Raw genomic sequence first — 23,461 nt, forward strand, 5'->3', positions numbered from 1 at the left:
AGCCTTGCGTGTTATTTTTTCGCCGCTGCCGGGCCGGGAGCTGGCGCCGCCGCAGGCGGCGCACCGGCCACCAGCCCCGAGGCGACAGCGGCGGAAGCGGCATCGGTCACCGGTAACTCTATCGCCGACCCATCGCGCAAGACATTTTCTTCTGTGCGTTTGTTCATGACGATGATGCTGATGCGCCGGTTGATCGGATTGAAGGGATCGAGCTTGTCCAGGTGGGCGGCCGAGCCCAGTCCCACCACGCGCAATACTTTTTCTTCCTTCATGCCACCAATCACCAGTTCGCGCCGCGACGCATTCGCGCGGTCAGCCGACAATTCCCAGTTGCTGTAGCCGGCATCGCTCATGTAGGGCGTCGAATCCGTGTGCCCGGACAGGCCGATGCGGTTCGGCACTTCATTGAGCACGAAGCCGATGGCGTGCAGGATTTCCTTGGTATAGGGTTGCAGATTCGCATTGGCGAGTGCAAACATCGGACGATTCTGCTCGTCGACGATCTGGATGCGCAAGCCCTCGCTGGTGAGATCGAGCAGCAATTGGTTCTTGTATTTCTTCAGCAAGGGATCGGCGTCGATGGTCGCTTCGATGCGCGCCTTGAGCGCCTGCAGTCGCTTGCCTTCCTCGCGTTCAAGCGCGGCCTTGGCGGAATTGAGGTCGAACGACTTGCGCTGCGGCTCTTCCTGCGCCTTGCGCACTTGTCCATCCTGGCGCGACAGGTCCTGGCCGCCGCCCTGGATCACGGAATTGCTCTCGCCGCTGCCGGAACCGCCCGCCATCGCCACTTTCAGCGGTGTCTTGAAGAATTCGGAAATGCCGTTCAAGTCGCCCTTCGAGGTGGAGCCCAACAGCCACATCAGCAGGAAGAAGGCCATCATGGCCGTGACAAAGTCGGCGTAGGCGATTTTCCACGCCCCGCCATGGTGGCCGCCAGCCGTCTTCTTGATACGCTTGACGATAATCGGGCGCATGCCTTCATCGGCCATGGCGTCCCCCTTCCGTGTGCTGCAAATGAATCATGGTGTCCAGGCGTGTGTTCACTGCTTACTTCGTTTTCGATTTCTTGATGTGGTCTTCCAGCTCGTTGAACGTCGGACGCTCGGTCGAGAACAGGACCTTGCGGCCGAACTCCACGGCCAGCGCCGGCGCATACCCGTTCAGGCTGGCCAGCAAGGTGACTTTCACGCACTGGAACATCTTGCTCGACTCATCGAGCTTTTGCTCCAGCAGGCTGGCCAGCGGGCCGACGAAACCATACGCCAGCAAGATGCCGAGGAAGGTGCCGACCAGCGCGTGCGCGATCAGCATGCCCAGCTCGGCTGGGGGGATGCCCACCGATTCCATCGTGTGCACCACGCCCATCACGGCGGCGACGATACCGAATGCGGGCAAGCCGTCGCCCACCTTGGCGATCACGTGGGCCGGCACGGCGCCTTCGTGATGGTGCGTCTCGATTTCGTTGTCCATCAGGTTTTCGATCTGGAACGCATCCATATTGCCCGACACCATCAGGCGCAGGTAATCGGTCATGAATTCGATGATGTGGTGATCGGCCAGCACGGCCGGATACTTGGAAAACAGAGGGCTTTCTTCAGGCTTGTCGATATCGCCTTCGATCGACATCAAACCTTCCTTGCGCACCTTGCTGAGCACTTCGAACAGCAGCGACATCAGTTCCATGTACAGATCTTTGGTATAGCGCGACCCCTTGAACAGGCTGGGCAAGGCGGCGATCGTCGCCTTGATCGCCTTGTTATTGTTACCAACAAGGAAGGCGCCCAGGGCGGCGCCGCCGATCATCAGCAACTCCAGCGGCTGGAACAGCGCCGCCAGATGGCCGCCGGCCATTGCGAAGCCGCCAAAGACCGAGGCGCAGACGATGATGTATCCGATTATGACTAACAAGTGCCCTGACTCCCAATAATGGCCGAGGCTGTATGCCCGGCATGTTCAAACCTGTTCCTGCCTTCTGGCGGCTGCGCCGCCGACGAAGAGACAGCGACAAAAAAGCAACCGGAAGTTAATTCAGATGCGCTGCTTTTCAAGACAATTCCGAGAAAATGCCGTGTGGAACTACAATAACGTGAGATTGCCCTACGGGCAAGCAAATAACGCAGACAATTGCTTAAAAGCACCATATGTAAAGTAAAGGGCCACCCTCTGTGGCGGCGATGGTCTTATCGGGTTCGCGTGCCGCGATCTGGAATTCGTAACTAAGAAGCATACTACCGGGCAACATTTCCTTTTCCGCCTTGCGCCACAGGGCCGCCATCGCCGCTGGCGACAGGTAAGCAAAGACCGCATCGTAACGGCTGAAATCGAGCGCTTCGTAGTCGCCGCGCAGAAAGCGCGCGCGACTGCCCGCCAACCGCGCGCGCAGCTCGCTTGCCAGCCACGGCAGCGGTGCCAGTTCGATGCCGGAAAACTGCCCATCGGGACGCCGCCGCGCCAGGTCCAGCACCAGGCCGCCCAGGCCGCTGCCGATATCGATCAGGCGCACGCCGGGACGGTCCGCGATCAGCTCGGCCACCGCCCGCCACACCTTCGGCCCGGACGGGTAAAACGGCACTTGCGTGCGAAACGTGGACCAATACAGGCTCAACAGGAAAACAAAGGCCACCAGGAACACGACCGGCGGCCAGTGCAGCAGGCTGGCCGCCAGCAGCGCGGGCGCAAACAGCAGGCCGATGGCGCACCACCAGCGCGCCAGGCCAGCGCGCCAGGTAATGAGCGCCGCCAGCACACCCTGCAGCAAGGCCACGACCGGCAACGACATGGCCACGCCTGCGCGCGCCAGGCCATACACCAGCAGCAACATCAAGGGAAAGGCCAGCACCTGGATCAGGATGGCCTTGAGCGCGGGCGCGCGCAGGATTTGTTGCAGCATGGGCTAGTCAAAGGAGGAAAACGCCAGTGTAAGCGAAAGCACCATGAAAAAACCGGAGTCCGGTCTGGCGACCGGCTCCGGCTTGAACGATGCGGGGGCAGTATCAGGCGGTCACACGCGGCGACGCGACCGCGGCCGCTTCATCGCGCGCCTTCTTGGTCTTGCCGGCACGCGAAGGCATATGGCACAGGCCGCAGACATAATCGGCATTCAGGTCGAGGCAATTGACGACAAACTTGCCGCCGCACTTGCCGCAGGGCGCCATATTGAGCATCTTGCTACTGAAAAAGCGCACCAGGGTCCAGGCCCGCGTCAGCGACAGCAGCGGCTCTTCACCCGCTTCGGGCGGCATCTGCTCCAGATACAGTTTATACGCCTTCATCACGGCTTCGATGCCGGTGGCGCCGGCGTGGTCGACGAGGAATTTGTGGATATTGATGAATAGCGAGGAATGGATATTCGGCTGCCAGGTGAGGAACCAGTCGGTGGAAAAGGGCAACATGCCCTTGGGCGGCGAGACGCCCTTCAATTCCTTGTACAGATTGAGCAGGCGTTCGCGCGACAGCGAGACTTCCGTCTCCAGCAGTTGCAGGCGCGCGCCCAGCTGTATCAATTCGATGGCCAGCTGGATTTCTTGCGCTTCCGATACGACACTTTTCTTGGCCATGCTGTGTACTCCGCGACTGACTGATACTGACTACCGATACTGACTGATACTGCCTAACAAGGTTGCCAGCAAAATGTTCAGGGCAAGGCGCGTTGCCGAAGACAGTACGAATGTACGGCGAGGCAATGCAACGCCGCCATGGACGTTTTGATGGGAACCTTAAGCGATTTCTTCGACGCCTTGGCCGGCCATGAGGATGGCCGTATGCGACTGGGCCAGCGAGCGGTCTTTATTGTAGTTCGTCAACATGCCCAGGATGGCGCTGTCGTCGAAGCGGAAGCGGGCCAGCATCATGTTGCCGCCAGCGAGCTTCAGGATCTGCGCATTGCTCATGCCTTCGATCAATTCGGCGATTTCAGCGGCGATGCCCAAACGGAAGATGGCCGTTACCTTGTCCGCACGAATCATTTGCTGGGCCAGCATCAGGTAGCTCAGGTTAGCGTCGCGAATCTCAGCCATCATGTCGTTAGCAGTCATTTCCATCTCCTCAATCCGTTGAATTCAGCTGGCGTTGTCTGTTGCCAGTGAGATACATTCTGCAGGAGCAACATCAAACGCAACAGAGGCGAAGGACTGTATTTTTGGTCGGGAAATGGCGGGCAGGACCGTAGGTGTTTGTCTGACAAACACTACTCGATCATGGTCGCACGCCAGTAACGGCGCGGATGCGGGAGGTGGGCATTGAAGGGGATTTACCCGGCTTCATGCCTGTAAAAAATATCACTTCTTTACAACAACTTGACCAAGATCAAGTCTGCTTACCTAGATAACGGCTGCCTTGACAGGAACTTTAGGGCTTTTTCGAAAATATTTAAAAGACCTGCGTTCTTTTTGGCGGCGTGACGCCGTTCATGTAATCGTTGACGGCGGTGAATCGCAGAACTTTAGGGCGATTTGAAAATATTTTAAAAAAATCGTGATTTTTTTCGTTGACGCCCCACAGGGCGGCACTTTCCACCCCTCATCCCAGGCGGAAATACCGCTTTTTGGCGCGGATTTGCTACACTGCCTGCTTCCGCACGATACTTTAGACCTCAAGCAATATCGTGCCATTAATGCAAATCTCAACATGAAAGCCTCCATGATTTCTCGACATGACTGCAGCACGCGCGATCTCGACGACCCCCTGGCACCCCTGCGCCAGCAATTCGACTTGCCGCAAGGCGTGATTTACCTCGACGGCAATTCCCTGGGCGCCCGGCCGAAAGCGGCCCTGGCCCGTGCCCAGCACGTCATCACGGCCGAATGGGGCACCGACCTGATCCGCAGCTGGAATACGGCCGGCTGGTTCGACCTGCCCAAGCGCCTGGGCGACCGCCTGGCGCCGCTGCTCGGCGCGCAGACTGGCGAAGTGGTGATCACCGACACCACCTCCGTCAACCTGTTCAAGGCCCTGGCCGCCGCCCTGCAGATGCAGGCCAGCGATCCCGCGCAGGCAGCCCGGCGCATCATCGTCAGCGAACGCAGCAACTTCCCCACCGACCTGTACATGGCACAAGGCCTGGCCGCCTGGCTCGACCGCGGCTACCAGTTGCGCCTGGTCGACAGCCCCGAGGAACTGGCGCAAGCCATCGATGCCGATTGCGCCGTCGCCATGCTCACGCACGTCAACTACCGTACCGGCTACCAGCACGACATGGCCGCCCTCAGCAGCCATTGCCACGCACAAGGCGCGCTGGCACTGTGGGACCTGGCCCATTCGGCCGGCGCCGTGCCGCTGGACCTGAACGGCGCCGGCGCCGACCTGGCCGTCGGCTGCACCTATAAATACCTGAACGGCGGCCCCGGCTCGCCCGCCTTCATCTGGGTGCCGGAAAAACACCAGGCGCGCTTCCGCCAGCCTTTGTGCGGCTGGTGGGGTCACGCCACACCGTTCGCCATGGACCCGGGCTTTGCGCCGGCCGACGGCATCGCCCGCGCCCTGTGCGGCACGCAGCCGATTGTCTCGCTGGCCCTGGTCGAATGCGGCCTGGAGATCTTTGCGCAAACGAGCATGGAAGCGATCCGCCGCAAGTCGCTGGCCCTGACCGATCTGTTCATTGCGCTGGTGGAGCAGCGCTGCGCCAGCCATCCGCTGGGCCTCGTCACACCGCGCGAGCATGCGCGGCGCGGCAGCCAGGTCAGCTTCACGCACCCGCACGGCTATGCCGTGATGCAGGCGCTGATCGCGCGCGGCGTGATCGGCGACTACCGCGAGCCGGCCATCATGCGCTTCGGCTTCACGCCCCTGTACACGAGCTTTGCCGACGTCTGGGATGCCGTGGAGATCCTGCGCGACATCCTCGACACACTCGCCTACGACATCGCCGCCAAGCGCGATGCCGTCACCTGAACCTGGACCAGGAAAACACCATGAGCAAAGAAAACAGCAGCGGCTGCCCCATGCATGCGGGCGCCCAGCAAGGTGCCGAATGGCATGGCGCGCAAATGGATTTCAGTGAATCGATGAGCTACGGCAACTACCTGGCGCTGGACCGCATCCTGACGGCGCAGCATCCGCTGTCGCCGAACCACAACGAAATGCTGTTCATCGTGCAGCACCAGACCAGCGAATTGTGGATGAAGCTGATGCTGCACGAAATGCACGCCGTGCGCGCCAACCTGCAAAGCGGCGACCTGGCACCCGCCTTTAAAATGCTGGCCCGCGTGGCACGCATCATGGACCAGCTGGTGCATGCCTGGGACGTGCTGGCCACCATGACGCCGCCCGAATACACGGCCATCCGGCCCTACCTGGGTGCCTCGTCCGGCTTCCAGTCGTTCCAGTACCGCGAGATCGAATTCATCCTGGGGAACAAGAACGCCGCCCTGCTCAACGTGCACACGACGGCTCCCGACACCTTCCAGGTGCTCGACGCGGCCCTGCGCGCACCGTCCGTCTACGATGAAGCCGTCAAGCTGCTGGCGCGCAGCGGCTTGCCCATCGCGCCCGAGCGCCTGGACGCCGACTGGACCCTGCCGACCGCATCCGACGCCTCAGTCAAGGCGGCGTGGCTGGAAGTCTACCGCGACCCGTCGAAACACTGGGCCCTGTACGAGCTGGCGGAAAAGCTGGTCGACCTGGAAACGGCCTTCCGCTTCTGGCGCTTCCGCCATGTGACGACGGTCGAGCGCATCATCGGCTTCAAGACGGGCACGGGCGGCACGGCGGGCGTGAGCTATTTGCGCAAGATGCTCGACGTGGTATTGTTCCCCGAGTTATTCGCCCTGCGCACTGAGTTATAACTTAAGGAGCATCGATGTCGCCTCTGGTCCTGACCCTGGCCGGCCTGTGGAATTCCGGGCCGCAGCACTGGCAAACCCATTGGGAAGCACGCCACCCGCAATGGTCGCGCGTGCCGCACCGGGAATGGCAGACGCCGGACAAGGACGAATGGGTGGCGGAGCTCGACCGCGCCATCGCCGCCTGCGAGCGAGCGCCCGTGCTGGCGGCGCACAGCCTGGCCTGCGCGCTGGTGGCCCATTGGGCGGCCAGCGGTTCACCGCACAAGATCGCCGGCGCCTTCCTGGTCGCCCCCAGCGATGTGGAAGCGCCCTCCTACCCCGCCGGCACCACGGGTTTCTCGCCCATGCCGCTGCACGCCTTGCCGTTTCCCAGTCTGGTGGTGGCCAGCGGCGATGATCCCTACGTCAGCTTCGCGCGGGCACGCGCGTTTGCCAGCGCCTGGGGCAGCGATTTCACCATGATCGGCGACGCCGGCCATATCAACGGCGACGCCGGCTACGGCCCCTGGCCGGACGGCGAACAGCTGCTGCTCGATTTTTGCGCCGCGCAGCAGGCCTGAACGGGGCGCGCACGATAGGTCCGCATTTGCCCACAACTAAGAACACAGGCAGAATCGTGGCCTTTCCATAGCGGCGCCCCGGCGCCTGCCCCACGATGAAACGTCCGCTCTTGCCAGTTCTTCTGTCCTTGCTGCTTTGCTCCGCCCTCGCCCACGGTGCGCCCTTCTACGAAGGCAAGAGCCTCGCCCATCCCGCCATCACGGCCTCGCAGGATAGCGGCTTCGACATCGCCTTTCTCAAGGAAAAAGAAGGCATCAACGGCTATTACTGCGAGTGCAAAAGCAGCAATTCAAAGCCCATTTTGCTCGACCAGTTCGGCAACGCCGTCATCCGCTCCGTCTTCTACGCCTCGCTGGACAAGGAAACGGACGACAGCGTGCAAACCATGCTGGTGCTGTTCCGCCAGGGTGACAAGAACGGCTTGCGCGCCTACCGCTACCACCGCAGCTCCGGCAAGTACCGGCGCCTGGACGGCTTGCAGCCGGCCCTGAACCGCATCGTGGCGCAAAGCGCCGCCCCCAATGCGGGCCAGGTCAAGGCGGCGCTGGCGAAACTGGCACCGATGGATTACAGCGTCGCGCGCGGCAAGAGCGGCAATGCGGAGGTCGACGCCATCAACCATACGCAAGGCACCATCGTCGGCTACTACAGCGATGACGGCAAACCCGTGGCAGCCGGCGGCAAGGACGCCATCACCTACAAGAAAACCTTCCAGAAAAAAGGCGAGCGTTTTCTCACCGCCAGCTACACCCTGTACAGCGATGCGGGCGCCGGCATCCTGCCCAATTACCGCCTGTGGCAAGTGACGTGGGAAACGGCGCCGCAGCAATTCACGGGCAGCGAAGACGGCCCGTCCGTCATCTACAGCCTGGCCTGGGACGACGGCTCGGTCGTCGAGCGGGGCCAGTACGTGAAAGGCAAGCGCCAGGGACTGTGGGTACGCGAAGGCATGCATGAAGGCAGCGAAAAAGGCCATTTCGTCAACGGCCTGCAGGAAGGCCTGTGGTCCTTCAACTATCCCAGGCAGAGCGAGAGCGGCATGTACCGGGCCGGCAAGCGCGAAGGCCGCTGGACGGTCGAGAACTATGCCGATGCAGAGGAAGTGACGGGTTTCGACACCTACGCGGGCGGCCAGCTGAACGGCCCGCACGAACGCAGCATGGGCGGCAAGCTGCAAACGCGCGGCAACTACGTCAACGGCACGCGCCATGGCGCATGGATCACGCAAGACGGTGACGGCAGCTTCATCGACGGCTTGCGCGACGGGCCGTGGAAGCTCAAGCTCAAGGACAAGGTCACGCAAAGCGTCACTTTCGTGCAAGGCAAAAAACAGGGCGAAGCCCTCGACACGGACGCCAGTGGCGCGCTGCGCCAGCGCGACCACTACCAGGCGGGCGTGCTCGATGGCACGCGCACGCGCTATCTGGGCCCGGCCGGCAAGGAATACGCGGTCTACACGGCCGCCTACCGCGACGGCCAGCTCGATGGGCGCGAACAGGCGTTCGACGACAGCGGCAAGATCCTGCGCCTCGACACGCTATGGGACAAGGGCAAGAAGCAGGGCCTGGACGCGCGCTACTACCCGAGCGGCAAGCCGGAACGCCTGGCCGTCATCGACCAGGGCCGCCTGCTCACGCACCTGCGCGAATACTATGCAGACGGCCAGCTGATGAACGACATCCACCGCTGCACCTTCAAGGAGTACGGCAGCACGCGCGACGACGTGTGCGAATACCACCACATGTACTACCCGGACGGCAAGCCGCAGTATTACTACGCCTTCCAGTACGGCCAGCGCCAGGAAGGCTATTCGAACTACCCGGACGGCAAGCGCAAGGACGAATTGCTGGTCGACCGCGCCGCCGACACCTCCGTCTTCAACGCGTATTATCCAGGCGGCCAGCTCAAATGCACGGAGCCGCGCAGCGGCCACAGCACGCGCACGGTCAACGGCGAGTCGATGATCAGTTACGCCTCGGCCGACCGCGATGGCGACAATATCTGCTACCACCCGAACGGCAAGGTGGCCAGCATCTACACCTTCCGCAAACGCGTGCTCGTCGAGTGCGGCAAGCGCTACGACGACACGGGCAAGCAGACGTTCCCGGGGCCGGAAGGCTGCCCTCCACCCAGGAAAGTCGACTATCCGATAGGACTGTGAGCATGACGCAAACAAGACAGCCGCAGCGCATCCAGAACCCCGAGCGCATCGACGCCGGGGCGATCCGCGCCGCCATCGCCAGCGGCCAGCAGGTGCTGGTGCAGTTCAATACCCTGGGCGAGCCGGGGCCGCTGCTGGCCGACCTCGACGCCCTGGCCGCCAGCTGCGGCTCGGCGCTGACCATCCGCATCTACGGTTACGATCCGAAGGTGTTCGATGCCCGCATCCTGCGCGCGCTGCCGCATGTGGCCAGCCTGTCCATCGACTGCCACCGGCAAGCCATCCATCTGGAAGCGTTGGGCGAGCTGCGCCACCTGAAGCGCCTGAGCCTGGGCGTGTACGAGCTGGCGCAAGCCGACATCCTGCAGCTGGACAATTTGCGCGGCCTCGAATACCTGAACCTGGGCGAATCGGCCAGGAACAATATCGACCTGGCTCCCCTGCGCCACTACGCGCACCTGGCCAGCCTGGCCATCGAGGGCCACAGCCAGCATATCGACACCCTGGCCAGCCTGCCGGCGCTGCACGAGCTGTCGCTGTACCGCATCAAGAACAAGGTAGCGCTGGATTTTATCTCGGAGATGGCCCGCCTGGACAGGCTGCTGTTGCAGCTGGGTGGCCGCGAATCGATCGCCCACATCGAGGCGCCGCTGTTGAGAAAACTGGAAGTGATACGCGTGCGCGGCCTGGAAACGCTGGGCGATATTGGCCGCTTCCCCCTGCTGCAGGCACTATGGGTGGAGGACCAGATCAAGCTGCGGCACATCGCGCTGGGTCCCAATCCCGTGCTCGAACGCCTGAACCTGCACACCTGCAAGACGCTCGACAGCCTGCCCGGCCTTGCCACCTTGCCGGCCCTGCGCCAGCTGTCGGCATCCGAGACCATGCTCGACATCGACGCGTTGCTGGCGCACGGCTTGCCCGCGTCCCTGACGCATGCGCGCCTGCGCACCGGCAGGAAAACACGCGACGACGCCATCGCCGCGCAGCTGGTGCAACTGGGCTACGAAGAGGCGCGCCCTGGCTAAAATCAGCGGCCGGCCACCAGCTTGCGCTGCCATAGCGCCACGTCGATCATCACGCCATCGGCGCCCGTGTTGCGGATGTAGACGCGGTAGCTGCCCTGCCCCATGTTGCCATCGAGGTAGGCCGTGCGCTCATTGCGCTGCAGCCTGGCGCCCTTGGCCAGCTGGCGGTAGCGCTCGACCACCGCATCGAAGCTGGCATAGCTGCGCAGCGCCACTTCCAGGTCGCGCGGCGGGCGGCCTTCGGCGTGGTCCAGCACATTGTTCTGTTTCTTGCCCTTCAAGGTGAGCGGATAGGCAAACACGCCGGCGCCGGCCGACGTCAGCACCGTGGATTTATCTAGCAGCAGCGGCAACAGCGCCGGCGGATAGGTGGGTGGCAGCTGGGCGCGGTTCCAGCCCGGCAAGGCAGGCTGCGCCAGCACATACTCGACCGTGGCGATCTTCTGCCCATCGGCGCCCGCTTCCTTGTCGCCCGCGATCAGCGCCAGCATGGGCGGCAATTGCCGGGCCCAGGCCAGCAAGGGCGCCGCGTCGCCGACCAGCATGCCCTTGCGGTGGAATACCGTCAGCACCGCATTCGGATCGGGATTGCAGACTTTCGCCAGCGGCTGGCCCTCCAGGCGGCAATGTCCGTTGACCAGGCCAAAGGCGAGGATGACGCCGCGCTTGTCGAGCAGCATGGCGCCCCGTTCGCGGCCCTGCTTGCGGTCATTCATCGACGCCAGCAACTGGCGGCCATCGGCCAGCGCGGTGCGCGTGGCGTCGCGCTTTTCGCTGATCGCTTCGAGCGCCTGCGCCAGCAGCAATTCATCGTCTTCCGTGTAACTGCCGCGCGCATAACCGAAGAAATCGAACAGCGCGGCGCGCACTTGCGGGTCTTCGCTCAGGCGCGGCAAAGGGCCGCCGGCCAGCAGCGAGGACAGGCTTTTCCCGGCCGGCGCCGAGGGTGCCGCCTTGGCGCCGGCAGGCTGAGAAAGGACGCAGGCCGCTGCCAGCAAGACGCCGCCCAGGGTGCGGTAATTCGAAAAAATGATATGCATGATTCTGTCTGTCGGGGATTTGACCGCGATTACGGCCACGCATGGCGCGCCGGCGATTCTAGCATGGCACCAGCCCCCATGCCCTGCGGCTGGCGGACGGCGTGTGCGCCGAGGCCGCTGTTATGATGGCCGCAATGACGATCTCTTCCCCCGCCCCAACACTGCTTGTCCTCCTGCCCGGCATGGATGGCACGGCCCGGCTATTCCAGCGTTTTGACGCCGCCTTGCGCGCACAGACCGCCATCGAGACCCAGGCCATCGCCTATCCGGCCGCACCACTCGACTATGCGGCGCTGGAAGCGTTCGTGCGCGAACGCTTGCCGCAGGACCGCCCTTTCGTCGTACTGGCCGAATCGTTTTCGGGACCGCTGGGGGCAGCTTTGCGCGCCGATCCGCCGCCCGGCATGCGCGCGCTGATACTGTGCTGTGCATTCGTGCGCAATCCGCGCCCGCTGTTGGCACCGCTGCGCCACCTGCTGGACTTGATCCCCTTTGGCGCCCTGCCCGGCTTCGCCCTGCGCCAGGCATTGCTGACGCCCTACGCCACGCCGCCACTGCAGGCGGAACTGGCAGCGGCGCTGGCGCAAGTGCCGCCCAGCGTGCTGCGCCAGCGCCTGCGCGCCGTGCTGGAAATACGGGAAAAGGACGCCTCGCCCAGCTTCGCGCGCGGCAGCCTGCCCGTGCTGTATCTGCGCGCCCGCCACGACCGCCTGGTGCCGCCGGCAAACGCCCAGCAAATACTGCGGCAGGCGCCCGGCACGCAACTGGTCGACATCGCCGCGCCACACATGCTGCTGCAGGCGGCGCCGGCAGCGGCCGCCGAGGCCGTCGCCGCTTTTCTCGCGGGCCTGTCAGCCGCGCAGGAACCGGATTAAGCGCGCGCTGGCCAGCACGGCCAGCCAGCTCAAGCCACCCGACAGCACGCTGAAGTAGATGGCCCGCAACGGATGCTGCGGCAGCAGATACACCAGCACCGCCGCGCCCAGCAAGCCGCACAGCGCAGGCTTCCACCAGCCGGGCGGCAGCAGCGCCAGCAGCAGATTCGTGCCCGCATGCACATAAAACACCAGCAGCAGGGCCAGGCCACCGGCCACGCCGCGCGAGCCGAGGCTGCCGAACAGCTGCGTGTACAGGAAAAAACCCAGCCAGCTCAACACAATAAACAGCAGGCAGCCCAGCGCATGCACGCCCAGGCCCGCCATCCAGCGGATTTTCATGCTGCTCCTTAAAGAAAAAGCCGGCCCTTTCACGAGGAAAGGGCCGGCTTGATTACGTCGACAGCAAGACGATTACTTCGCCGTATTGAGCAGCAACTCGTTGAGACGCTTCACAAAACTGGCCGGGTCGGCCAGCGAACCGCCTTCGGCCAGCATGGCCTGGTCGAACAGGATGTTGGCCCAGTCGCCGAATTTGCCGCCTTGCGCATCTTCGTATTTCAGGCGCGTCACCAGCGGGTGGTTCGGATTGATTTCCAGAATCGGCTTCGATTCCGGCGCGCTCTGGCCCGCAGCTTTGAGCATGCGCAGCAGGTTGCCCGACAATTCATTTTCATCGGCCACCAGGCAGGCGGGCGAATCGGTCAGGCGGAACGTCACGCGCACGTCCTTGGCCTTGTCGGCCAGCACGGCCTTCATCTTGCCCACCAGGTCGGCGTACGAAGTTTCCGTTTCTTCGTGCTCTTTCTTTTCCGCCTCGTCTTCCAGCGCGCCCAGGTCCAGGCCACCCTTGGCGACGGAAACCAGTTCATTGCCTTCGAAGTCCTGGATAAACGACAGCATCCATTCATCGACACGGTCCGTCAGCAGCAGCACTTCGACGCCCTTCTTGCGGAAGATTTCCAGGTGCGGGCTGTTCTTGGCGGCAGCGTAATTGTCGGCCGTGACGTAATAGATCTTGTCCTGGCCTTCCTTCATGCGCGCCACGTAATCGGCGAACGAGGTGATTTGCGCGTCGCTGTCGTTGGCGGTCGAGGCAAAGCGCAGCAGCTTGGCCAGGCGTTCCTTGTTGGCCGCATCTTCGCCGATGCCTTCTTTCAGCACCTGGCCGAATTCCTTCCAGAAGACGGCGTACTTGTCCTTCTTGTCCTGCTCGTCCGCATTCGCCAGTTCTTCCAGCATGCCCAGCACGCGCTTGGTCGAGCCTTCGCGAATCACCTTGACGTCACGCGATTCCTGCAGGATTTCACGCGACACGTTCAGCGGCAGGTCGGCCGAGTCGATCACCCCGCGCACGAAGCGCAGGTAGGTCGGCATCAGCTGCTCGGCATCGTCCATGATGAAGACGCGCTTGACGTACAGCTTAATGCCGCCGCGCTTGTTGCGGTCCCACATGTCGAACGGCGCCTTGGCCGGGATGTACAGCAGTTGCGTGTATTCGCTGCGCCCTTCCACGCGGTTGTGCGTGTGCGTCAGCGGCGACTGGAAGTCGTGCGAGACGTGCTTGTAGAATTCGTCGTACTGTTCCGGCGTGATGTCGGCCTTGTTGCGGGCCCACAGGGCGCTGGCCTGGTTGACGGTTTCGAATTCGTCTTTCAGGACGGTTTCTTTTTTCTCTTCGTCCCACTCTTCCTTCTGCATCACGATCGGCAGCGAGATATGGTCCGAGTACTTGCGGATGATGGACTTGATCTTCCAGCTCGACAGCAATTCGTCCTCGCCTTCGCGCAGGTGCAGGATGATGTCCGTGCCACGGCCCGTTTTTTCGATGGTTTCGATGCTGTAATCGCCTTCGCCGGCCGATTCCCAGCGCACGCCCTCGGACGCGTCCGCGCCGGCGCGGCGCGTTTCGACGGTGATCTTGTCGGCGACGATGAAGCCTGAATAGAAGCCCACGCCGAACTGGCCGATCAGGGCCGCGTCCTGCTGCTGGTCGCCCGACAGCTTGCCGAAGAATTCCTTGGTGCCCGACTTGGCGATGGTGCCCAGGTGCGAGATCGCCTCGTCACGGGTCATGCCGATGCCGTTGTCGGAAATGGTGATGGTGCGCGCATCCTTGTCGAAGCCGACCTTGATCTTCAATTCGTGATCGTTGCCGTACAGGGCGTCGTTATCGATCGCTTCGAAGCGCAATTTATCGGCCGCGTCGGACGCGTTCGAGATCAGTTCGCGCAGGAAGATTTCCTTGTTCGAGTACAGGGAATGGATCATCAGGTGCAGCATTTGCTTCACTTCGGTCTGAAAACCCAGGGTTTGCTTTTCGGAGACAGCCATTTTTACCTCATAGTCTTGTGGATGGGACGGATGCTACGGAGTTGGGGATTATATAAGCGATTTCAAGGCCCCCGTTTCACTCGGTGCCTTATCCCAGTGCGCGGCCCAAAAAATCCCAGACGCGCGGGTCCTGCACCGTGGCCAGATTCAGGCGCATGCGGGTCGACGGCAGCTGGCGCGGCGAAAACAGGCTGCCCGGCGCCAGCACCAGCCCCTCGGCCAGCGCCTTTTCGGCCAGCAGATTCGTGTCGCGGCCCGCATCGGCCCACACGAACATGCCGGCCGGCGCAGGATCGAAGCGCAAACCCGCCTGTTCGACCTTGCGGTACGTTCCCTCGCGCACCTTGTCGAGCCGCGCGCGCAGGCGCTCCGCATGCTTGCGGTACAGGCCCTGCGAAAGGATTTTATACACGACGCGCTCGCCGATGTCGCTGGTGGTCAAGGTGGCCAGCATCTTGCGGTCGGCCAGGCGCTGCGCCCGCTCCTTTGACGTGGCGATGAAGCCCACGCGCAGGTTCGCCGCCAGGCTCTTGGAAAAGCCGCCCAGATAGATCACGCGGCGCAGCTGGTCCAGCGCGGCCAGGCGCGTGGCCGGCTGCACCGCGCCCCCCGGGTGCATGTCGCAATAGATATCATCTTCGACGATGAGGAAATCGTGCTGTTCGGCCAGGCGCAGCACCTGGAATGCCTTGGCCGCCGACAGCGACGTCGAGCTGGGGTTGTGCAGCACCGAGTTGATCACATACAGCTTGGGACGGTGCAGCGCCGCCAGCTCGGCCAGCACGGCGATATCGGGGCCATCCCCCAGGCGCGGGATGCCGATGACATGCATGCCCATAGCGGCAAAGGCGCCAAACATCAGCCAATACGCGGGATCGTCGACAAAAATGGTCTCGCCAGGGCGGACAAACTCGCGCGCCACCAGGTCCAGCGCCTGCATCACGCCCACCGTGGTGACGATCTGCTCGGGCGGACAGGCGATTTCCAGCCCCGCCAGTTTCAGCTGCAACTGCTGGCGCAGCGGCAGAAATCCCTGCGGCGCGCCATAGCCCAGCAGCAAACTGCCGGGCTGGCGGCTGACGTCGCGCAGGGCGCGCGCCACCAGGTCGCCATCGAGCCACTCGGCGGGCAGCGTGCCGGAGCCGGGCGCGGGGATGACCGGCGTCTGGCGGAACATGTTACGGATCAGCCAAACCACGTCCATCGGCTGCGCCGCCGCATCCTGCGCACCAGCGGGCGGCGCCGGCGCGTTCAGCGGCGAGCGCTCGCGCACGAAAAAGCCCGCGCCGCGCCGCGATTCGAGGTAGCCGCGCGCCACCAGCTTGTCGTAGCTGGCCACCACCGTGGCGCACGACACTTCCAGGCTGGCGGCGCACTGGCGGATCGAAGGCATGCGCGCGCCGCCGCGTAGCAGCTTGTCGTCGATGCGCGCCGCCAGCGAGCGCACGATCTGGTCGATCAGCGTTTCGCCCGAGGCGCGCGACAGCAAGGGTAGGGACGGAGAGGCGAGTGTATTGCTCATATGACCATGACAGTATGTGAAATTATGCGTAGAAGTGTACTTGTACTGTATTGCTATTGAGCCCTAGGATAGCAGTACCGGGCGGATTCATCCACATCTGCCCGTCTTTCTTCCACACCACCCGTACCAGGACAGCCATGCCATCGCCCGCCACCACCTCCCCCAGCTCCCTCCCGCGCCTCGGCGCCGACCGCGCAGGCCTGTTGCTGGGCCTGATCGCCGTCGCCCTCTTCAGCCTGACCCTGCCCTTCACGCGCCTGGCGGTGGCCGAACTCGACCCCACCTTTGTCGCCCTGGGCCGCGCCCTGGTAGCCGCCTGCCTGGCCGGACTGTGGCTATGGCAGCAGCGCGCGCCGTTGCCGCGGCGCGAACAATGGCTGCCGCTGGCACTCGTCTCGCTGGGCTGCGTGCTGGGCTTCCCCTGGCTGACGTCGATCGCCATGCGCAGCCTGCCTGCCTCGCACGGCGCCGTGCTGGTGGGGATTTTGCCGCTGGCCACGGCCGTATTTGCCGTGCTGCGCGGCAAGGAACGTCCATCGGCGGGGTTCTGGCTGATAGCCCTGCTCGGCACGGCGCTGGTGGTGGCGTTCGCGCTGCGCCAGGGCGGCGGCAGCTTCCATCTGGCCGACTGGCTGATCTTTGCCGCCGTGCTGCTGGCGGCACTCGGCTATGCCGAAGGGGGACGCCTGGCGCAAGCCATGCCGGGCCAGCATGTGATTTCCTGGGCGCTGCTGCTGGCCGTGCCTTTTGTCTTGCCCGTGGTGCTGTGGAACGCCTGGCCGCAGCGCGCGCTGATGGCGCAGGCCAGCAGTGCGGCCTGGCTGGGCTTTGCCTATATTTCCGTGTTTTCCATGTTTATCGGCTTCTTTTTCTGGTACCGGGGCATGGCGCTGGGCGGCGTGGCGCGCGTGGGGCAGACGCAGTTGCTGCAGCCTTTCCTCACCTTGCTGGGCGCGGCCGTGCTGCTGCACGAACCCCTGACGGGCGAAAGCCTGCTGTTTGCCGGCGCCGTGATCGCCGTGGTGGCCATCGGACGCAAGCTGAAGTAAGGCTCCCTGACGCCCATTTGCAACGTCCTTGCGCGCGCGGATGGGCAGAGCGGCGTGCAGGCCGTACAATACCGCAGCACCATGGCGACGCCTATCCGGCGCCGCTTGCGCATGCACCGCCACAAGCGGGCCAACAAATCCAGCCGGCGCAGCTCGGCATCTTCTGTGAGACTCGTATGAAAATTGAAAATCCGAATCCGATCCAATGGCGCTTTGCCGAACGCGCGGAACAGCTGCAAAGCTCGTTCATCCGCGAAATCCTGAAGATCACGCAGCGTCCCGAGATCATCTCGTTTGCCGGCGGCCTGCCCTCGCCCGCCACCTTCCCCGTGGAAGAAATGAAAATCGCCTTCGACAAGGTCCTGTCGAACAATGGCAAGGTGGCCCTGCAATATGGCCCCACCGACGGCTACCTGCCGCTGCGCCAGTGGATCGCCGACTCGCTCTCGATCAATGGCAGCACCATCCTGCCCGAGCAAGTGCTGATGACGTCCGGCTCGCAGCAAGCGCTCGACTTGCTGGGCAAGGTCCTGATCGACGAAGGCAGCCGCGTACTGGTGGAGACCCCCAGCTACCTGGGCGCGCTGCAGGCGTTTTCCGTCTACCGTCCCGAATTCGTTTCCGTCGACACCGATGACGAAGGCCTGGTGCCGTCGTCGATCGACCCCGTCGCCGATGGCGCGCGCCTGTTGTACGCGCTGCCAAACTTCCAGAACCCGACGGGCCGCAGCCTGTCCGTGGCGCGCCGCGTGGAACTGGTGGAAACCTGCGCCCGCCACGGCCTGCCGCTGATCGAGGATGATCCGTACGGCGCCCTGAGCTACAGCGGCGAGCCGTATCCGAAGATGATCAACATGAATCCCGATGGCGTGATCTACATGGGTTCGTTCTCGAAAGTGCTCACGCCCGGCATCCGCCTCGGCTACGTGGTGGCGCCGACGCCACTGGTGCGCCGCCTGGAACTGGCCAAGCAGGCGGCCGACCTGCATACCTCGCAGCTGACGCAGATGGTGGTGCATGAAGTGATCAAGGATGGCTTCCTGGAGCGCCATATCCCCAGCATCCGCAGCCTGTACGGCAACCAGTGCCAGGCCATGCTGTCGGCGCTGGAAGTGCACTTCCCGGCCGGCGTCACGTGGACGAAGCCGGAAGGCGGCATGTTCATCTGGGTCACCCTGCCGAAGCACATCGATGCGATGAAACTGCTCGATGAAGCCATCGCCAACAAGGTGGCCTTCGTGCCGGGCGCGCCGTTCTACGCGAACACGCCGGACACGCACACGCTGCGCCTGTCGTTCGTGACGGTGCCGCCGGAACGCATCCGCGAGGGCATCGCCATCCTGGGCAAACTGATCGCCGCAAAAATGTAATGGCACTCTCCACGCCCCGCCTGCCGCGGGGCGTGTCACTGCTGCCCCAGCGCCAACGGGCACGCCTCTCTCCGCCCAAATGCCGCCTTCACGGCAGCAACTGCGTGTATTTATTCTTAAAAATACCATAAGAATAATATTCACCACCTGCCACAGCATCGATTTTTCCACCCAAGAAATTGGCAAGGCGGTATGATTTGACCGCTGTATCCAAATGAACCCGGTCAGCATCACGGAAAATGCAGCAAACGCTGGCAGCGCAGAGTACATCGAGAAGGCCGGAAGCAATGAGTTCAGGCAGTGTGGAGCATTCCCAGCGGCGCAACGCCGCCATTTTGATTGTCGACGATGCGCCGGCCAACCTTGAGCTGCTGCGCAAGCTGATGAGCGAACAGGGTTATCAAACCTATGTCGCCACGTCCGGCGAACGGGCGCTGGCGATCGCCCAGCGCGCCCGCCCCGACCTGATCCTGCTCGATGTGCTGATGCCGGACATGGACGGCATCGAAACGTGCCGCCGCCTCAAGCAGCACCCGCTGACGCATGGCATCCCCGTCATCTTCATGAGCGCCAGGACGGAAACGGAAGACGTGGTGGCCGGCTTCGACTGCGGCGCCGTCGATTACATCAACAAGCCGCTGCGCATGGCCGAAGTGTGCGCGCGCGTGCGCGCCCAGCTGCACATCCGCAGCAGCAATGAAACCCAGCAGGAGCAGGCCGAGCGCCTGCACACCATCGTCAACAACATGGCCGAGGGCTTGCTGATCATCGAAGCCGATGGCCGCATCCAGTACACCAACCCGGCCTGTGACCAGTACCTGGGCTACCGCGAAAACGAGCTGGCCGGACGCTCGATCGCTGAACTGCTCAGTCCCCTGGTGACGCAGGAATACCTCGATTACTTCAGCATGTACGCAGCCAATCCGGAGACGGCGCACAACCACGGCACGCGCGAAGTGGTGATCCGCCACCGCAATGGCGCGGCGCTGAGCATGGACCTGACGCTGACGCCCATGTATCTGCGCCAGCCCCTGTATATCGGCCTGCTGCACGACATCACGCACCACAAGCAGTCGGAAGACGCGCTGCAGCGCGCCGCCTATCTCGATCCGCTGACAAAGATCGCGAACCGCCGGCATTTCGACAGCTTCCTGGAAAAAGAGTGGCAGCGCGCCGTGCGCAGCGGCGGCGCCCTGTCGCTGGTGGTGCTCGACGTCGACCACTTCAAGCTGTACAACGACAGCCTGGGCCATCCGGCCGGCGACAGCTGCCTGCAGCAGGTGGCGCAAGCCATCGCCTCGCACGCCGCCCGCCCGGGCGACCTGGCGGCCCGCTACGGCGGCGAGGAATTCGTCATGCTGTGCGCCGACACGGATGCCGACGGCGCCCTGCATCTGGCCGAAACCATCCGCCTGCACATCGAAGCACTGCATCTGCCGCACCCGCGCTCCGCCACCTCGCCGTGGATCACGGTCAGCATCGGCGTGGCGACCATCATCCCGCACCAGCCGGACGACCGCGAAGCGCTGTTCGTCGCCGCCGACCGCGCCCTGTACGTGGCCAAAGAAGGGGGCCGCAACCAGGTTCGCGTCACGCACTCGAACAGCACGGCCTGGAAAACGGTCAAGGCATTAGTGTTACGTTAAGGTTTGAAATTCAGCGCAACACGCAGCAAACATAGAGTAGGCCCACGCCCCACGCAAAGGCACCCCGGGCCAAGCGGGCCTGAAAAATGTCGAGGGCAAGGCGCAGCGACGCAGACAGTACGCCAGTACGGCAAGGAAGCTGCAACGCCGCCATCGGCATTTTCTCAGGCCCGCGTCTCCGGCCCGCCATTCTCAACGCGAATCAAAATTTTCTCGACACGCTCAGCTTCGCAGCATGTAGTAAGGCTGGAAGTAGCCGTAGTTGTAGCTAGGATCCTTCAGCGCCGTCGACGACGGGTAGTACATCAGGGTATCGCGCACGTTCTTGTGCCACTGCAGGCCCGTTTGCAGCACGTGCGACACGGCGCCAGTCGCAAACACGCTCTCATTGCGCACCTCAAAAATGCGGTCCACGTACGACGCCCAGCTCTCGTTGCCCAGCGAACCCAGATAGGAACCCAGCGAAGCCGATGGCAGGCGCTTGTCATGCTGGTCCGTGTGCGAATAGCCGGCGCTGGCCGTCAGCTTGATCCATGGATTGTTCTGCGGCGCGTACTGCCACTTCACGGAATACGTGTCGTCGTCCTGGTCGCGGTACACGGCCTTGCGCTGCCACGCTTCTTCCAGCCCGTACTTCCTGATTTCCGCCTCGGTCGGCGTGGGCACGTCCTCGCCCATGGCGGCGAACGGACCCCAGCCCGTGCTGCCGCTCTTCATCGCCGTCAGGGTCAAGAGCTGCTCCGGCGTCAGGCGGATATTCAGCTTGGCCAGGCTCGATGGCGCGTCGATGGCAGAAAAACGGAATGGCTTGCCATCGGGTTTGCGCAAATCATCGGACTTGCGCTGCGTGGTAAAGGCCATCGCATCGAAGCGGCCATCTTGCGTGCGGCCGTAAACGGCCACGGTGGCGTCGTTTTCAGCATTGTTCGAATGGCGCGAATACTTCAGCATGGCGCCCACTTTCTCGCCGCCTTCCAGCAAGTCTTGCGCATCCTTGGTCTCGACCGTGATGACGCCGCCGAAACCGCCATTGCCATACAAGCTCGTATGCGCGCCCTTGTTCACCTCGATCTGCTTGATCAGTTCCGGCTCGATGAAGATGGAGCCCTGACGGTATTTTTCAAAGCCCTTGGGCACGCCATCGAGGATGACTTTCACATCCTGGACTTTATTGAAGCCCCAGATATTGAGGCTCTGGCCGCTGGGACGGGCCGTGCCGGCCAGGTCCACGCCTGGCAGGGTGCCGAGCAAGGAGGCGACATTGTCGGCCTGCTGGCGTTCGATGTCGGCGCTGTTGATGTACGAGCGCCCGGCCGTGCCGGCGCTGATGGCGTCGCCAAACACGCTGATGGCGGGCATCTGCACGGCATCAGCCTTGTCAGCCTTGTCAGCCATCGCTGCCGCCCACGCAGGGCGCTGCGCGCCGCAGTCACCGGGATAAATTGCCTTAGTGAAATGCGGAACACATCATATATCGAATGCGAATGATTCGCAATACGATTTAATGGCTAGTTATTCCGGATAGCCTGTGATGTCGGCGATCTCGCGGTACAAGGGCTGCAGCCGCGCATACATTTTCTGGTACACGCGCCGGTACAGCTGTTCGTAGATTTTGCGGTGCTCGGGATGCGGCTGGAATACCTTGCCCTTGCGCGTCATCGCCTGCACGGCGGCGGGAAAATCCGCATGCCAGCCCAGGCCCACGGCTGCGGCGATGGCCGCGCCCAGGCCCGAACTCTCATACACGTGGGCGCGCGCGGCGGGCAAGCCGAAGATGTCTGCCGTCAGCTGCATGGCCGCGTCGCTTTGCGAGCCGCCGCCCGCGACGCGCAGCTCCGTAATCGCCATGCCGCTGCGCCGCTCGATGCGCTCCTTGCCTTCGCGCAGTGCATACGCGAGGCCTTCGAGGATGGCGCGGTACATGTGCGCGCGCGTGTGCACGTCGCCAAAGCCGATCATGGCGCCTTTCGCTTCCGGGCCAGGCACCTTGATGCCGGGACTCCAGTACGGCTGCAGCATCAAGCCCATGGAGCCGGGCGGCACGGCGTCGACCAAACGGTCGAACAGCGCTTCGGCAGACAAGCCCGTGCCATCTTCGGCGGCAGCCGCCCGTTCGCGGTCGCCGAACTGCTCCTTGAACCAGTTGACCATCCAGTAGCCGCGGAAGATCTGCACCTCCGTGCTGTAGGCGCCCGGCATGGCGGCCGGATACGGCGGGATGAAGCGCGTCACTTCCACGTACTTGCGGTTGGTCGTGTTGATGGTGGCCGTGGTGCCGTAGCTCAGGCAAGCCACATGCGGTTCGACGCAGCCCGCGCCCAGCACTTCGCACGCCTTGTCGGCGGCGGCCGCCAGCAGCGGCGTGCCTTCCAGGATGCCCGTCGCTGCGGCGGCCGCCCTGGTGATGGCGCCCATGCGCGTGCCCGGCGTCACCAGCTCGGGCAGCATCGATGGTTTAACAGCAAGAGCCTGCCACTTCCAGTCGAAGCGCCCGGCCCAGGCGTGGCGCTTGTAGTCGAACGGGATATACGCCACTTGCGAGCCGGTCGAATCGATATACTTTCCACAGAGGCGGTGGTTCAGGAAACCCGACAGCAGCAGGAATTTATGCGTGCGGCGCCAGATGTCGGGCTGGTGCGCTCTGATCCAGTTGATTTCGGCCTCGCGGCGGAAGTAGGCGATCGTGCCATCGAGGCGCGTGGCGCGAAACAGCGCGCGCCACCATGGCGCCAACTGCGGAATATCGCGCGTGCTGCGCTGGTCCAGCCAGGTGATGGCGGGGCGCAGGGGGACACCATGTTCATCCACATTGACCACCGTGCCGCGCTGCGTGGTCACGGCCACGCCGGCCACCGAGGACTTGGCTATGTCCGTGCTGCGCCACAGCTGCTGGCAGGCTTCGCACACGGCTTGCCAGTAACCATCGGCGTCATGCTCGGCCCAGCCGGGGTGCTCGGAGTAATACGCTTCGAGGAACACTTGCGCCTTCGCCGCCAGGTTGCCGTCCCGGTCGAACAGCAGCGCGCGCACGCTTTGCGTGCCATTGTCGATGGAGAGGATATACGGGCCATTGCCCGCTACGCTGGCCATCGC

Annotated in this window: 20 protein-coding genes; 9 read left to right on the forward strand and 11 right to left on the reverse strand. The window is 63.4% G+C overall.

The window, feature by feature from the left end; translation table 11 throughout:
* Positions 1-11: 11 nt before the first annotated feature.
* From motB to flhD, 5 genes are all read right to left on the reverse strand, one after another.
* Complete coding sequence (gene motB, locus CLU93_RS02790) at positions 12-989, reverse strand: flagellar motor protein MotB (RefSeq protein WP_099759900.1); 978 nt, start codon at positions 987-989, stop codon at positions 12-14.
* A gap of 58 nt (positions 990-1,047) precedes the next feature.
* Positions 1,048-1,908, reverse strand: coding sequence for a flagellar motor stator protein MotA (gene motA / locus CLU93_RS02795; RefSeq protein ID WP_099759901.1), 861 nt, complete (start codon positions 1,906-1,908; stop codon positions 1,048-1,050).
* 220 nt (positions 1,909-2,128) lie between these two features.
* Positions 2,129-2,890: a class I SAM-dependent methyltransferase gene (locus tag CLU93_RS02800; protein WP_099759902.1), complete on the reverse strand. Its 762-nt coding sequence runs from the start codon at positions 2,888-2,890 to the stop codon at positions 2,129-2,131.
* 103 nt (positions 2,891-2,993) lie between these two features.
* Positions 2,994-3,557: a flagellar transcriptional regulator FlhC gene (gene flhC, locus CLU93_RS02805; RefSeq protein WP_071078265.1), complete on the reverse strand. Its 564-nt coding sequence runs from the start codon at positions 3,555-3,557 to the stop codon at positions 2,994-2,996.
* Positions 3,558-3,716: 159 nt separating this feature from the next.
* Positions 3,717-4,034, reverse strand: a complete 318-nt coding sequence (gene flhD, locus CLU93_RS02810; protein ID WP_099759903.1) for a flagellar transcriptional regulator FlhD — start codon at positions 4,032-4,034, stop codon at positions 3,717-3,719.
* A gap of 604 nt (positions 4,035-4,638) precedes the next feature.
* Between flhD and kynU the strand changes: the two genes are divergently transcribed.
* The 5 genes from kynU (at position 4,639) to CLU93_RS02835 (ending at position 10,532) form a co-directional block, all read left to right on the forward strand.
* Positions 4,639-5,889 carry a kynureninase gene (gene kynU / locus CLU93_RS02815; RefSeq protein WP_099759904.1) on the forward strand — a complete coding sequence of 417 codons (1,251 nt, stop codon included), beginning with the start codon at positions 4,639-4,641 and terminating at the stop codon, positions 5,887-5,889.
* 20 nt (positions 5,890-5,909) lie between these two features.
* Positions 5,910-6,782 carry a tryptophan 2,3-dioxygenase gene (kynA, locus tag CLU93_RS02820; protein ID WP_257224850.1) on the forward strand — a complete coding sequence of 291 codons (873 nt, stop codon included), beginning with the start codon at positions 5,910-5,912 and terminating at the stop codon, positions 6,780-6,782.
* A 14-nt stretch (positions 6,783-6,796) separates the two neighbouring features.
* Positions 6,797-7,342 (forward strand): RBBP9/YdeN family alpha/beta hydrolase, encoded by a 546-nt coding sequence (locus CLU93_RS02825; RefSeq protein WP_099759905.1) that lies wholly within the window; start codon positions 6,797-6,799, stop codon positions 7,340-7,342.
* Between the two features lie 95 nt (positions 7,343-7,437).
* Positions 7,438-9,504, forward strand: a complete 2,067-nt coding sequence (locus tag CLU93_RS02830) for a toxin-antitoxin system YwqK family antitoxin (RefSeq protein ID WP_143451688.1) — start codon at positions 7,438-7,440, stop codon at positions 9,502-9,504.
* A 2-nt stretch (positions 9,505-9,506) separates the two neighbouring features.
* Positions 9,507-10,532, forward strand: coding sequence for a hypothetical protein (locus tag CLU93_RS02835; protein ID WP_099759907.1), 1,026 nt, complete (start codon positions 9,507-9,509; stop codon positions 10,530-10,532).
* 2 nt (positions 10,533-10,534) lie between these two features.
* Here CLU93_RS02835 and CLU93_RS02840 read toward each other — a convergent pair whose 3' ends face one another.
* Complete coding sequence (locus CLU93_RS02840; RefSeq protein WP_099759908.1) at positions 10,535-11,572, reverse strand: hypothetical protein; 1,038 nt, start codon at positions 11,570-11,572, stop codon at positions 10,535-10,537.
* 134 nt (positions 11,573-11,706) lie between these two features.
* On the opposite strand from CLU93_RS02840, the gene CLU93_RS02845 reads away from it, so the two are divergent.
* Positions 11,707-12,447, forward strand: a complete 741-nt coding sequence (locus CLU93_RS02845; protein ID WP_099764202.1) for an alpha/beta fold hydrolase — start codon at positions 11,707-11,709, stop codon at positions 12,445-12,447.
* Here CLU93_RS02845 and CLU93_RS02850 read toward each other — a convergent pair.
* From CLU93_RS02850 to CLU93_RS02860, 3 genes are all read right to left on the reverse strand, one after another.
* Entirely contained in the window at positions 12,424-12,789 is a 366-nt protein-coding gene (locus CLU93_RS02850; RefSeq protein WP_099759909.1) for a hypothetical protein, read from the reverse strand. The two genes, CLU93_RS02845 and CLU93_RS02850, sit on opposite strands and share 24 nt — an antisense overlap.
* Before the next feature lie 72 nt (positions 12,790-12,861).
* A complete protein-coding gene (htpG, locus tag CLU93_RS02855) occupies positions 12,862-14,781 on the reverse strand; it encodes a molecular chaperone HtpG (RefSeq protein ID WP_099759910.1) in 1,920 nt (639 codons plus the stop codon).
* 88 nt (positions 14,782-14,869) lie between these two features.
* On the reverse strand, positions 14,870-16,303 hold the full coding sequence (locus tag CLU93_RS02860) for an aminotransferase-like domain-containing protein (RefSeq protein WP_257224851.1): 1,434 nt from the start codon (positions 16,301-16,303) through the stop codon (positions 14,870-14,872).
* Between the two features lie 137 nt (positions 16,304-16,440).
* Between CLU93_RS02860 and CLU93_RS02865 the strand changes: the two genes are divergently transcribed.
* The 3 genes from CLU93_RS02865 (at position 16,441) to CLU93_RS02875 (ending at position 20,368) form a co-directional block, all read left to right on the forward strand.
* Positions 16,441-17,352, forward strand: coding sequence for a DMT family transporter (locus tag CLU93_RS02865; RefSeq protein ID WP_099759912.1), 912 nt, complete (start codon positions 16,441-16,443; stop codon positions 17,350-17,352).
* A 176-nt stretch (positions 17,353-17,528) separates the two neighbouring features.
* Complete coding sequence (locus CLU93_RS02870) at positions 17,529-18,722, forward strand: aminotransferase-like domain-containing protein (protein ID WP_099759913.1); 1,194 nt, start codon at positions 17,529-17,531, stop codon at positions 18,720-18,722.
* A gap of 287 nt (positions 18,723-19,009) precedes the next feature.
* Positions 19,010-20,368, forward strand: coding sequence for a diguanylate cyclase domain-containing protein (locus CLU93_RS02875; RefSeq protein ID WP_099759914.1), 1,359 nt, complete (start codon positions 19,010-19,012; stop codon positions 20,366-20,368).
* Positions 20,369-20,590: 222 nt separating this feature from the next.
* On the opposite strand, the gene CLU93_RS02880 is transcribed toward CLU93_RS02875, so the two are convergent.
* Together CLU93_RS02880 and CLU93_RS02885 are read right to left on the reverse strand one after the other, a co-directional pair.
* Positions 20,591-21,763 carry a TonB-dependent receptor plug domain-containing protein gene (locus tag CLU93_RS02880; RefSeq protein ID WP_099759915.1) on the reverse strand — a complete coding sequence of 391 codons (1,173 nt, stop codon included), beginning with the start codon at positions 21,761-21,763 and terminating at the stop codon, positions 20,591-20,593.
* Between the two features lie 117 nt (positions 21,764-21,880).
* A complete protein-coding gene (locus CLU93_RS02885; protein ID WP_099759916.1) occupies positions 21,881-23,458 on the reverse strand; it encodes an FGGY-family carbohydrate kinase in 1,578 nt (525 codons plus the stop codon).
* Positions 23,459-23,461: the final 3 nt, after the last annotated feature.

This window comes from Janthinobacterium sp. 35 (assembly GCF_002754575.1).
Classification (GTDB): domain Bacteria; phylum Pseudomonadota; class Gammaproteobacteria; order Burkholderiales; family Burkholderiaceae_D; genus Janthinobacterium; species Janthinobacterium tructae.